Raw genomic sequence first — 12,514 nt, forward strand, 5'->3', positions numbered from 1 at the left:
TGGGGCGGCATCGATCGACCTCGCTCCGTAAGATCATTCCGTGGACGGCGACCCGATGCCTTGGCGCGCATGAGCTGGGCGACCTGGGACCAGGCGGCGATTGCCGCAGGTCTGAGCATCGTGTGCTTCCTGGCTCTGCGGTTGCTTCGCCCGGGCCGAGTGCGGGATGCGTTGATGCCGGCGTTCTACGAGTTCGCACTGATCTCCGCGTTGTACTCGCTGTGGCGCCTCGCCCGGCAGCTACCGCTGACCCACACCGACGGCGCACTCCAACGCGCCCGCGACATCGACGATGTCCAACAGCTCCTGCACCTGCCGACCGAGATCTCGATGCAGCACTTCGTGGTGGCTCACGACCCGCTCGCTGCCGTGGTCAACGACTACTACGCAACCCTGCACGTGCCGGGGCTGATCGTGTTCATGGTGTGGATGTTCGTGCGGCACCGCGAGGCCTACCCGCACTGGCGCAACGGTCTGGCCGGGCTCACAGCGTTCTGTCTGGTGATCCGCTTCGTCCGGGTCGCGCCACCGCGCTTCATCGAGGAGCTGGGATTCCTGGACCTGTCAGACAAGCACGGGTTCGACGTCTATGGGGACGTCGGGAGCGGGGTGTCCGACCAGTTCGCGGCCATGCCGTCCATCCACGTGGGTTGGGCCGCGGTCGTCGCTCTCGGCGTGTTCACGGTCAGCACCAGCAGGTGGCGATGGGTCGTGGTGCTTCATCTTCCGCTCACGATCTTCGTGGTCGCCGCGACAGGTCACCACTGGTGGCTCGACGGCTTCGTCGCCATCGGCCTGCTGTGGGTCTCATTGCGCGTCGACACTGCCGTGCGCACTCGATTCGCCCGACAGCGCGAGCCGGTACTCGCCGGCTGACTGGACCCTCCGGCTGTCACAAGGTACGGGTTAACGCCATGTGGTCTGCGGCATAGGACTAACATTCTTGGAGTGAACGCCGCCTTGAGACACCACGTGACCCGGACCGGAGTGCCGGGTGCCCAGTCTCTGGTGTTCGCACACGGTTTCGGCTGCGACCAACACATGTGGCGTCACGTCGCGCCTGCTTTCGAGGACAAGTTCGACGTGATTCTGTTCGACCACGTCGGGGCTGGCGCATCTGACCTGTCGGCGTACGACCCAGAGCGTTACGCCAACCTGTCGGCCTATGCCGAGGACGTTGTCGAGCTGTGCCTCGAGCTCGACACGCGCGACACGATCTTCGTCGGCCACTCGGTCTCCGGGATGGTGGGCGTCCTGGCGGACATCGAGCAGCCCGGACTGTTCTCCGGACTGGTGCTCGTCGGCCCCTCGGCCTGCTACATCGATCATCCCGAGGACGCCTACGTCGGCGGGTTCAGCGCGCAGGACATCGAGGAGCTGCTCGCGGTCATCGACGACAACTATCTGGGATGGTCCAGCGCCATGGCGCCGCTCATCATGGCCAATCCCGAGCGTCCCGAACTGGGCCAGGAGCTCACCGAGAGCTTTTGTCGCACCGATCCCGACATCGCCAGGCAGTTCGCCCGCGTCACCTTCACCTCGGACAACCGCTCCGATTTGCCCCAGGTCACCGCTCCCACCCTGGTGCTGCAGTGCCGCGAGGACGCGATCGCGCCACTCGACGCAGGCCGACTGGTGCATGACTCGATCCCGGACAGCACCTTCGTGCTGATGGACGCCACCGGGCACATCCCGCACCTCAGCGCGCCCCGGGAGACGATCGCGGAGGTCGCGGCCTTCCTGCGCTGCGCATGACGTCGGGTGAGGCCGGCGGGTCATCGGTCACCGATGCTCAGCGGATGTACGACATGGCCCCGTGCGGTTACGCGACGGTCGCGTGGTCCGGCACGATCCTCGCGGTCAACCGAACCTTCCTGCAGTGGACCGGCTACACCACCGAGTCGCTGGTCGGGGTCCGCACCCTCGCCGACCTCATGAGCCGTGCGACGGCGGTGTACAGCCAGACCCATCTGCGGCCGATGCTGCTGATGGCCGGCAGCGTCCGGGAGATCGCCCTCGAGCTGGTCTGTGCAGATGGGTCAAGGCTCCCGATTCTGCTGAACGCCTCGCTCGAGCGGGACGACTCGGGCGAGCCCGAGGTCATGCGGGTCGTCGTGTTCGACGCCAGCGAACGGAGGGCCTACGAGCAGGAGCTGTTTCGGGCCAAGGAGCGATCCGAGGCGTCCGAAGCACACGCACGCCTGCTGGCCCGCACCCTGCAGGAGACGTTGATCCCACCCAGTTCGCCGCAGATCACGGGACTGGAGCTCCAGACCGCATATCGTCCAGCTGGCGACGGCGAGGAGGTCGGAGGGGACTTCTACGAGGTCTTCCAGCGCCGACCCGGCGAGTGGGTCGTGGTGCTGGGAGACGTGTGCGGCAAGGGAGTCGAAGCCGCCGTCGTCACGGCGTTGGTCCGATACTCGCTGCGCGCCGCTGTGGTCGAGCACGAGTCCCCCGCCGAGGCGATGCACCTGCTCAACCGCATCGTCCTGGAGCACGACACCGATCGATTCTGCACTGTCGTGCTGATGTACCTGCGGCAGGTCGGCAGCGGGTGGGCCGCCGACCTCTGCATCGCGGGACATCCTGCGCCTGTCCTGGTGCGGCCCGGCGAGGCGCCGTACTCGGGGCAGACGACCAGCTCGTTGGTCGGAGTCCTCGACGATCCGGTGTTCGTCGACAGTCATCTCGAGCTCGCGCCCGGCGACCTGCTGCTGCTCTACACGGACGGGGTGACTGAAGGCCGGCGGGACGCCGACTTCTTCGGCGACCAGCGCATGCTCGAGTCGATCGACGCGCACCGCGGCTCCACCGAAGGCGTCGTCGGGGGCCTGCTTGCTGACGTCCTGGAATTCCAGCAGGGGCGTACCAGCGACGACATGGCCGTGGTGTCGATCAAGGTGCCGGAGGTCGCGGAGGAGGACCTCCCCTTCGCCTGAAGACTCTCCGCTCCTGACGTCACAGGTCAGGCGTCGAGCCGGTCCCCCAGCGCCTCGGTCAGCATCAGGACCAGCGCTTCGAGCTGCATGTCCGAGCTCGACGCGATCTCCTCGTCCGAGCCGTCCAGAGCGCGCGCGGCCAGACCCGCCTTGCTGTCGATCAGCTCGACGATCTTGGTGTCGATCGTCTGAGACGCGATGATTCGCCACGCGGTGACGGGTTCCGCCTGACCGATGCGGTGCACTCGATCGATTGCCTGAGTCTGCTCGGCGTCGGTCCAGGACAGCTCTGCGAGGACGATGTTCGACGCGACCTGCAGGTTGATGCCGACGCCCGCCGCGGTCAATGAGCAGACCGCGACCGCAACCTCAGGATCGTTGACGAAGGCGTCGATGTTGCGTTGCCTCACCGCTGTGGTCTGGTCGCCACGGATCGAGGCGTAACGAATGCCGCGTGATGCGAAGGTCTCCTCGGCGGTGTCCATCACGTCGACGTGCTTGGCGAAGAACACGACCTTGCCGACGCTGTGGGCCAGCTGTGCGGTGTAGTCAGCTGCCAGCCCCGCCTTGGCCTGCCCAATGCGGCGCATCATGCTGAAGACGTTCTCGTCGGTCTTGCTCGAGGAGTCTTCGCGTTCCCACGTGGCAACCCGGCGCACGAGATCGTGGTCGATCCCGTCGACGATGACTCCGGCCGAACGGGTCTCGAGGGCCGTGTCGTACCGCGACACCAGCCGGCGGGCCAGCTCGCGCTCGGCCGCGCGGATCGATCGACCGACCTCGTCGTCGAGCTCGACCGGCAGGTCTGCGATTCGCCTGGCGGGAATGTCAGAGGCAACGTCGACCTTGCGGCGGCGCACGATGCCCATCTCGATGACCCGGCCGCGGGCGGCAGCGTAGAAGCCGTTGTCGACAGGGGTGAGTCCGGTCTCCTCGAGCGAGTGCATGAGCTCGGCAAGTGGCTTCTTGTCATCGATCCAGCCGAGGAACTGCCAGATCGCCCGGAAGTCGTCGATGTCGTTGATCAACGGGGTGCCGGTGAGAGCCATCAGCAGGGGCCGTGTCGTGCGTGCCCGGATTCGTTCGGACAGCTGCAGCACGTGCTGGGAGCGCTGGGACTTCTTGTTCTTGATGAAGTGCGCCTCGTCGAGCACCATGCCGCGGAACCCCAGATCGCCGAGCCAGCCGACGTGCCGGTCCAGCACCTCGTAGTTGACGATCACGATGTCGGCAAATCCGTCGATCGCATCTCCGTTGCCGTGGATCACGGTCGCGGGATGCCCAGGGGTCCAGAGCTCGGCCTCTCGGGCCCAGTTGGTCTTGACGACATTCGGGACGACGACCAGCAGCGGATAGGCGTTGGCGGCCTGGGCAGCGAGCAGCGCCTCGGCAGTCTTGCCCAGTCCGGGCTCGTCGGCCAGGAGGAACGTGCGGTGTCCGTCCTCAGCAGCGGCGACCAGTTCGGACTGGTGCCGCATCAGCGTGAGACCGTCGGGAACCTTGGTGTCGGCTGGCTCGGGAAGGGTCATGCACGCCGATGATCCACCGGCAGCGCGTTCGAACGATGAGAACAGCGGTCCCAGCAGCTCCCACGTCGCGAGGCGTCGGGATTGGGGCTCCCGGCGCGCCGCTGCGGCGAAGTCAGGGGCGAGGAAGGGATTGGCCAGCTGACGCGAGACGACAGATTGCGGCACGACCTGGCGCTCGGTGGCCGGCGAAGCGGTCGGTGGTGCAGCTGATGGGGCGACGGGCTGCGCCTCCTCCTCGCGTCCGGCGGCTCGCATCATGTCCGACTTGAGGATCGTCGCAGCATCGGTGACTTCGGCGTCCTCAGCCAACAGCGACAGCAGCGAGGTGTCACGCGCCGCGGTCTGGGCGAGGATCGTGCCGATTCCGTCGAGCCGCTTGAGCTGCTCCGCACGTTGGGACTCAGAGCTGGCGCTGTCTGCCTTGACTCGCGTGCGCTCCTCCCTCGCCAACAGCGCCACGACCTGGAACTTCGTGCGTGCCGCGGGTGTCAGGCGGCCGCGTTGAGCACCTGCCTCGACCTCTCGGACCGCCCTGGCCAGCACCGACATGATGCCGTCGTTGCGCACCCGTCGGGCAGACGTCCGGGTGGAGCCCGATCGGCCCTGACCTCGTCTGTCCACGTGTTCCTCCTCTGAAATGCTCGGCACATGACCGAGCCGGTGCCGCGACTGTCGGCCACGTCGACCGGCCACACGTCGATGCGTCTGGGAGCCGGCGCTGCGGCCGCTCCACGACGCATGTCGCAAGACCAATCGACCACCCGGTCAGCGCGGTGGTCGCGCACGCAACACCTGCTGCGCGTCCGGCACCGGCCTTCGGTCGGGTACCACGGCACCGTCAACCGAGTAGAACGCGTTCGGCCAGCGGTAGTGCGAGGGTTGCTGTGCCAGCCATGCTACCCCGCCGTCGCATCATTTGCGCGGAGGCGTCCGTCCTCGTCAGCCGGTGGATTCTCAGCGGTCTCCCGAGATCAGTCGAGCTTGAGCTCACTGGCCAGGGCCTGCTCCAGCTGATCGCGGTCGTCACCGGTGGAGTCGTGGCCTGATCGCTCGCGGTCCACCAGAACCGGGCACGCCGCGTGACGCACGACCTGCTCGCTGACCGAGCCCAGCACGAGCCCGGCGAAGCCGCCGAGACCGCGGCTGCCAACGACCATGAGGTCGGCATTCTTCGAGGCCTCGAGGAGCACACGTGCGGCGCTGCCCTGGGCAACTGCGGTCCGGATCGTTATCCCGTCGGTGGCTGCCCGTACCGGTTCGACATCGCGCTCCAGCGCGGCTGCCGTGGCGGCCTCGAAGTCTTCGATCGGCGGCATGTAGCCGACCGCCGAGCTTTCCGGTCGTGGCGCGGTGCCGAGATTCCAGACTCGGACCACCGTCAGATCGAGGCGCAACGCCTCAGCGAGGCGAGCCGCCATCCGCAACGCGGCCTGGGCGTGCGTAGATCCGTCGTGCGCGACGAGCACGCCGCCGTTCAGGTCGATGCTGGTCGAGACGGTCATGCTCAGACGGTACTCGCTCGGCGGACGCCCACCCTCGTCAGACTCGCGCGGTGGTGCGCACCTCGGCGACGTCGCCGCGGGCCGCACGCGCCGAGGCCCGGCCGGCCAGCTCGTCGGCAGCAACATTCAGGGGCCACACCGACAAGTCCACCAGGTGTGCCTTGACCTTCTGGAAGAACACGGGCGCACCGTCCTCGCGACGGGTCTGCATGAGCGCGTAGATGGCCTGCACGATGTCGAGATTCGCGACGACCTCCTTCTTGGAGTTCTTCCAACCATTCCGAGCCCAGCCGGCCGCCCAGGTCGTCGAGCAGCCGATCGTGTAGGACGAGTCAGCCTGGATGACCAGTGGCCGATCGGCGAAGTCGCGCAGGGCGTTCACGACCGCCAGGAGCTCGCCGATGTTGTTGGTGCCCTCGAGCAGTCCACCGCAGGCCGAGCTGCCATCGTCACAGACGTAGGCCCAGCCTGTCGGACCCGGATTCGTCACGCACGATCCGTCCGTGCCGACGATCACGGCTCCGGCAAGACCGGTCACGTCGGTATCAACTCGGGCCAGTGTCACACGCGCTCCTGAAGGTGGTCGGGAAGCCGATCTCGGCGGCTCCGGGCACAGTCTGACGCACGGCTCAGCTCGCCGCGTGGATGCCCCGCCAGCGCTCGTATCCGGCGATGTGCTGACCCTGTGTGGACGTAGCCTGTTCGACACACGGTCGCGAGGGACGAGGCGGAGCTCATGGATGAACAGATCGAGATCCGGCTCCTCGGGAGGCTCTGGGTGCGGCCGCCCGACGGGTACGTCGTTCCCGCCTCGTCATGGACGACGGGGAAGACCACCGATCTCCTGCGACTGCTGGCGATGAGTGCGGCGCAGACTGTCCCGAGCCAGACCTTGATCGAGCGGCTGTGGCCCGGCGTCGACGAAGTCCGCGCGACTGGAAGCCTGCGGACCGCCACTGCCAACATCCGCCGTGTGCTGGGGAAGGACTCGGTCACCAGGCAGGCCGACGGGTTGCGGCTCGCGCCGTGCTGGGTCGATGTGCTGGCCCACGAAGCTCTCGCCATCGAGGCTGCCGCAGCGGTCCAGTCCCGTGAGCACGCTCGAGTGGTCAGCTTGGTGAAGGAGGCCGAGGCTCTGTACGTCGACGACTTCCACGCTCACGACGACGACAGTCCGTGGGCGGTCGAGATCCGCACGAAGCTCATCAGCCTGCGCACGACGCTCCTCGCCGAGGCCGCCGACAGTGCGCTCGAGCTCGGCTGGCTCCGTGACGCGATCGATCTGTCGACCCTCGCCATCAGCATCGATCCCTGCCTCGAACGGGCTCACCGAGCCCTGATGCGCGCCTACGCCGGCATCGGGGAGATCGAGTCCGCCCTTCGGTCCTACGACCGCTGTCGTCGCAATCTCCTCACTGAGCTCGGGGCCGCGCCATCGGTGCAGACCCGGGCTCTGCACCGCCAGCTCCTCTCGTGGGAGCCGGAGGACCACGAAGCAGCGCCATCCCTGTTCGGCAGGGCAGCGCTCCTCGAGGCGCTGGCCACAGAGATCAAGCACTGCGTGGACGGGGACGGCAGAGACATTGTCTGTCTGGTCGGCTCACCGGGCTCGGGTCGTCAAGCCCTGCTGCGCGCCGCCACGGATCGTCTCGACGTCCACCTCCGCCCGGTCCGCCCGGTGGAGGTCGCACGAAAGGCTCCGACGCAACGGGCGACCCGTGCACCAGCAGCTGCTGATGTCGCCGTCATGGGACCGGTCGACCTGCAGCCGGTTCGAGCTCATGCGGCAATGGCCGAGGTCCTTGCCACGATCGACCCGCAGGTGGGGCGCGTCCTGGTGCTCGTCACGTCACCCGAGGCCGCCGCGCTGCTCGCTGCGAGCACGCAGCAGGGCGACCGGTACCGGGTGCACGTCGTGGAGTCCTCGGTGCTTGACGACGATGACCTGGAGGCGCTCGCCGAGGCGCTACTGGCCGGTCGACCGGCGCCCCAGCTCATGGACACGCTCCGGAGCCGCAGCGGGGGCCTGGCCGGTGCTGCCGTCGAGACGTTGCGCTCGTGGATCTCGTCGGGACAGATGATCTCGACCGCGCGGGGCCTCGAGCTGGCGACCGATTCACGGGCTCCGGCGGCCCAGTCGGCGGCGTCCGCGACGTTCCGGCTGCTCGCGGATCAGCTGGACCCCGTGGACATGGAGATCTGCCAGGTGCTCGCAGTGGTCGATCGCCCAGCCACGGCGATCGACGTGATGAACCTCTTGGGCAGCGAGCGCCGGACCGAGCGTCGAAGGTTGCACATCGAGGACCGGATGGACTGGCTGACCGAACGAGGCATCCTGCGCCCCAGCGGAGACGCCTTCGTCTTCCGCGACCGCGCGACGCAGGATGTCTTCGAGCTGTGGCTGCGGCCCTCGTTACGTCGCCGGACCAACGAGCAGCTCGCCGCTGGCCACGCCCGCGACGTCGACATTCTGGAGTCGGCCGACGAGCGACGCAGCGGCTCCCCGGGGCGTCGGGCGACGGACCGGGTGCGCGCCGCTCACTGACTGCTCGCGCGGGCTGCTGTCGCTGTGGCGTCGCAGTCAGCTGCGCAGGAGCAGAGCCACGACGTTCACCAGCGCGATACCGAGCACAGCCCGAAACGGACCACGCCCCGACGCCAGCTGTCCGACCACCAGCAGCGCCCCGGACACCGCGAGAACCACGACCGCAAACAGGTCAACGCTGCTGACTGGAACCACGACGGTCACGACCGTCCCCGTCAGCATCAGGGCCGTTGCCAGATTGATCGAGCGGCGGGCGCCGAGCCGGTGCGGCAGGCCGACGACGCCGGTGCGCCGGTCGTCCTCCAGATCGGGCACGGCGTTGACGAGGTGGGCACCCGTACCAAGCAGCGCACCGGCGATGATGGTCCACTCCGGCCCGGCTACCTCTCGCGCGGCGAGCGACACCACGACGGGCAGTCCCCCGAAGCACACCGCGTAGGGCAACCACGAGAGCACGGTGCGTTTGAAGCCGAGGTTGTACGCCCACCCCGTAGCCACCAGCGTGAGGTGCAGGAGGCCTGGGCGAACCCCCAACGACAGTGACGCCCCCACGGTGGCGGCCAGACTCAATGCAGTCGCTCCCCGCACGAGCGCCGGTTGGAGCACACCGGTCGCCAACGGCTTGTCACGGCGGTTCGACCGTTGATCCCGGTCACGGTCGATGAGGTCATTGGACCAGCCGACTGTCAGCTGCCCCGTCATGGCTGCGACCCCGATCAGTGCCGTCGTGCCGCCGGACGCCTCCCATGTGACGGCGAGAATCATCGCCAGCAGGCTCACGGCGATCCCCGGCTCGGGATGGCTCGCGCGGATCAGCGCAGCCGCCGTCGTGACCCTTCGTCCTGTCATCACCTGCTCACCGTAGAGGCAAGGTAAGTGGTGATGAGCCGCAGAGGGCATGCTGGGTCAGCACCCGTCCCGCGTGGGAGAGCAGGGGCGCCTGACAGCCCAAGGCGTCGACGAGGCCGCCACCGCCTTTCACGCACGCGGTGAGGGTCGCGCAGATCTGGAGGTTTGGGACGAATTGGCCCTGGGATGCCTTGGCTTTCCAGGGCTCGTTTCGATCCGCCCGACGACCATCCAGCAGTAGGATGAGCTCGCCTGATCACCCACCGCCAGGACCGTTGCTCTGCGGTGGCGAGCCAATACTGATCCGGTTCGACTACCGCATCATCCCCCAAGGAGCACCGATGAGCCAGACCGACGTCAAGGCGCCATCGCCCGTTGCCACGTTCGGCGCGACCGAAGCCTCCGCCGTCGCGACGCGACTGCGGACGACCTTCGCCTCCGGCCGGACCCGTCCTGTGCAATGGCGCCAGGAGCAGCTCGAAGGTCTGCTGCGGTTGCTCTCGGAGCACGAGGACGAGCTGGTGGCTGCGCTCGGAGCAGACCTCGGCCGAGCGCCGTTCGAGGCATGGGCCGCCGACCTGAGGGCCACGGGCCGCGAGGTCGAGGACCAGCTGCGCCATCTGGCCTCGTGGATGGCGCCCGAGAAGCGGCGGGTGCCGCTGCTCTTCCGTCCGGGCCGCGCCGAGGTCGTCAACGAGCCGCTCGGGGTGGTGCTGGTCATCGCGCCCTGGAACTACCCGGTCCAGCTGCTTCTCGCCCCCATGGCGGCTGCCTTGGCCGCGGGCAACGCGGTGCTGGCCAAACCGTCCGAGGTCGCGCCCATGACATCGGCCGCACTCGCCAAGCTGCTGCCTCTCTATCTCGATCCGAACGCAGTTGTCGTCGTCGAGGGTGGCGTGGCCGAGACCACGGCCCTGCTCGAGCAGCGCTGGGACCACGTCTTCTACACCGGGAACGGGACCGTCGGCCGCATCGTCGCCACGGCCGCGGCCGCACATCTGACCCCGGTCACCCTTGAGCTCGGCGGCAAGTCGCCGGTGATCATCGCCCGGGACGCCAACCTCAAGCTTGCCGCCAGCCGGGTCGCGTTCTCCAAATTCCTCAACGCCGGGCAGACCTGCGTCGCTACCGACCACGTGTGGGTGCACCGTGACGTGGAGCAGCAGTTCCTCGACGCGATCGCAGCCGAGGTCGCCAAGCGCTACGGCAAGGATCCGCGCACCAGCAAGGACTTCGGTCGAATCGTCAACACCGGGCACGCCCGCCGGATCTCCCGCCTGCTTGATGGCAACGGCTACGAGGTCGCGCTGGGTGGTCAGGTCGACGTCGAAGCGCGTTACGTCGCACCCACCGTGCTGCGTGCAGTTTCGCGGGATGCCGCGGTGATGGGTCAGGAGATCTTCGGACCCGTCCTCCCCGTGCTGGTCTTCGACGACCTCGCTGAGGTGACGGACGCGATCAACGCGGGAGACAAGCCCCTGGCCCTCTACCTCTTCACTGGCTCGGACGAGACGGTGGACCGGGTCGTCGCGGAGACGTCGTCCGGCGGCATCTGCGTCAACGACGCCATTACCCACCTGCTGGTCTCCTCGCTACCTTTCGGAGGTGTCGGCGAGAGCGGCTACGGCAGCTATCACGGCCGAGCCGGCTTCGACACCTTCAGTCATCGCAAGGCGATCTACCGACGCCCGTCGTGGTTGATCGACCCGCCGCTGCTCAATGCGCCCTACCCCAGTTGGAAGCAAAAACTGGTTCGCCGGTTGTTCTGAGCGACCGGTTCGGAGCGAAACCGTCGGGGTTCACCTACGCCACGTGAGAACGCTCCGCGGCACCAGCATCCGTGGCCACCGCCGGCCCGTGGGCGGTTGTGGGCCACATTCGCTCGATCTCGGCATTGAGCTCAGCCCCGAGGAGTACCGCGATTGACGAGACATAGAGCCACAGCACCACCGCGATCGGAACACCGAGCTGGCTGAACACCGCGCCTTCGCCGAGGGTCACCGCCAGGTAGGCGCGCAGGCACACGACGGCCAGCAGCCACAGGATCATCGCCAGCACCGCCCCCGGCACATCGCGATGCCACGGGGTCCGCCACGGAACACCGACGTGGTAGACGGTCGCGAGACCAGCGATCGCGAGCGCGGCGAGCGCAGGCCAATACAAAGCTCCCAGGACGTTCAGCGTCGCGGACGCGAAGGTGTTCGGTGCGACCCACTCGACCACACGTGGGCCGAGAACCAGGAGCGGGAGGATCGAGATGGCGCCCAGAAGCCCTGCCGCGGTCAGCCCGACCGCCAGCAGTCGGCGCCGCCAGCCTGATCGAGGATGTTCGATGTCGTACGCGATGGTGATCGTCTCCAGCACCCGGGCAGTCGCCCGGGACCCCGTCCACAGGCTGAGCAGGGCTCCGATGGAGATCACGTCTGCGCGACCGTCAGCGAGAACGGCCGAGGCGAGTCGCTCGTACGAGTCGTAGGTCTGGGCAGCGAGGAGAGAACGCGGCAGCTCGAAGACGATCCTGTTCAGCTCCTGGGCCCCCGAGGGTCCCAGCGCATCGGCCACGAAGCCGAGCGAACCCAGGATCATGAGGATCAGGGCGGGCAGCGAGATCATCGTGAACAGGGCGATCTCGGCTGCCAGCCCGGGCACCCGGTCGTCGAACGTGTCGCGCCACGTTCGGCCGGTCAACACCCAGGCTCGCTGCAGCGGGTGGGGCAGTCGGTCGTACACCCCTTGGCCCATGCTTGCTGCCCAGCCGCGAGATCGCGCTGTCAGCACTGCGATCCGTCCAGGATCTTCCTCGGGCGAGCGGGCGGACTTCGCCTGTGGGTCTGTCATCTCTTCCATCGTACGAGAGGCCGACCACCCCACACTGCCAGCGGCCGGTGGTGCACTCCAGCCGAACCTCGTCAACGCACGGCGGCGCACTGCACGCAGGTGCTTGCTGTGGGCCTGGCCCGGAGCCTGTCGTCGCCGATCGGCCGACCGCAGCGTTGGCACATCTGGTACGTCCCGGCGTCGAGCCGCTTGATGGCGGCGTCGATTTCTTCGAGGTGCAGCTGCGCCTGTCGTACGAGGGCACCGATCTGCGACCGTTCGAATGCGATCGTCGCTCCCTCAGGGTCGTGCTCGTCATCGGCGTTGGAA

The 12,514-nt window shown here is 67.7% G+C and carries 11 protein-coding genes; 5 read left to right on the top strand and 6 right to left on the bottom strand.

Annotated elements, in window-relative coordinates:
* The first annotated feature begins 69 nt into the window (after positions 1-69).
* The 3 genes from WB461_RS01440 to WB461_RS01450 all read left to right on the top strand — a co-directional run bounded on the left by WB461_RS01440 (position 70) and on the right by WB461_RS01450 (position 2,942).
* Positions 70-876: a phosphatase PAP2 family protein gene (locus WB461_RS01440; RefSeq protein WP_423850945.1), complete on the top strand. Its 807-nt coding sequence runs from the start codon at positions 70-72 to the stop codon at positions 874-876.
* A 72-nt stretch (positions 877-948) separates the two neighbouring features.
* Positions 949-1,755 carry an alpha/beta fold hydrolase gene (locus tag WB461_RS01445; RefSeq protein ID WP_423850946.1) on the top strand — a complete coding sequence of 269 codons (807 nt, stop codon included), beginning with the start codon at positions 949-951 and terminating at the stop codon, positions 1,753-1,755.
* Positions 1,752-2,942: a PP2C family protein-serine/threonine phosphatase gene (locus tag WB461_RS01450; protein WP_423850947.1), complete on the top strand. Its 1,191-nt coding sequence runs from the start codon at positions 1,752-1,754 to the stop codon at positions 2,940-2,942. The genes WB461_RS01445 and WB461_RS01450 overlap by 4 nt, the downstream gene beginning before the upstream one ends.
* Before the next feature lie 26 nt (positions 2,943-2,968).
* On the opposite strand, the gene WB461_RS01455 is transcribed toward WB461_RS01450, so the two are convergent.
* From WB461_RS01455 to WB461_RS01465, 3 genes are all read right to left on the bottom strand, one after another.
* Positions 2,969-5,092, bottom strand: coding sequence for a DEAD/DEAH box helicase (locus tag WB461_RS01455; protein ID WP_423850948.1), 2,124 nt, complete (start codon positions 5,090-5,092; stop codon positions 2,969-2,971).
* 350 nt (positions 5,093-5,442) lie between these two features.
* On the bottom strand, positions 5,443-5,973 hold the full coding sequence (locus WB461_RS01460) for a universal stress protein (RefSeq protein WP_423850949.1): 531 nt from the start codon (positions 5,971-5,973) through the stop codon (positions 5,443-5,445).
* Positions 5,974-6,010: 37 nt separating this feature from the next.
* Positions 6,011-6,538, bottom strand: coding sequence for a ribonuclease H family protein (locus WB461_RS01465; RefSeq protein ID WP_423850950.1), 528 nt, complete (start codon positions 6,536-6,538; stop codon positions 6,011-6,013).
* Between the two features lie 171 nt (positions 6,539-6,709).
* On the opposite strand from WB461_RS01465, the gene WB461_RS01470 reads away from it, so the two are divergent.
* Entirely contained in the window at positions 6,710-8,518 is a 1,809-nt protein-coding gene (locus tag WB461_RS01470) for an AfsR/SARP family transcriptional regulator (RefSeq protein WP_423850951.1), read from the top strand.
* A 36-nt stretch (positions 8,519-8,554) separates the two neighbouring features.
* On the opposite strand, the gene WB461_RS01475 is transcribed toward WB461_RS01470, so the two are convergent.
* Positions 8,555-9,367, bottom strand: a complete 813-nt coding sequence (locus WB461_RS01475; protein ID WP_423850952.1) for a UbiA family prenyltransferase — start codon at positions 9,365-9,367, stop codon at positions 8,555-8,557.
* A 341-nt stretch (positions 9,368-9,708) separates the two neighbouring features.
* Between WB461_RS01475 and WB461_RS01480 the strand changes: the two genes are divergently transcribed.
* Entirely contained in the window at positions 9,709-11,136 is a 1,428-nt protein-coding gene (locus tag WB461_RS01480; RefSeq protein ID WP_423850953.1) for an aldehyde dehydrogenase family protein, read from the top strand.
* A 34-nt stretch (positions 11,137-11,170) separates the two neighbouring features.
* Here WB461_RS01480 and WB461_RS01485 read toward each other — a convergent pair whose 3' ends face one another.
* Positions 11,171-12,205, bottom strand: a complete 1,035-nt coding sequence (locus WB461_RS01485; protein WP_423850954.1) for a YihY/virulence factor BrkB family protein — start codon at positions 12,203-12,205, stop codon at positions 11,171-11,173.
* A 71-nt stretch (positions 12,206-12,276) separates the two neighbouring features.
* Positions 12,277-12,514 (bottom strand): TraR/DksA family transcriptional regulator (locus WB461_RS01490; RefSeq protein WP_423850955.1); only part of this gene is annotated, 238 nt, incomplete at its 5' end.

Origin of the sequence: Aeromicrobium sp. (assembly GCF_049587115.1) — a bacterium.
GTDB lineage: Bacteria > Actinomycetota > Actinomycetes > Propionibacteriales > Nocardioidaceae > Aeromicrobium.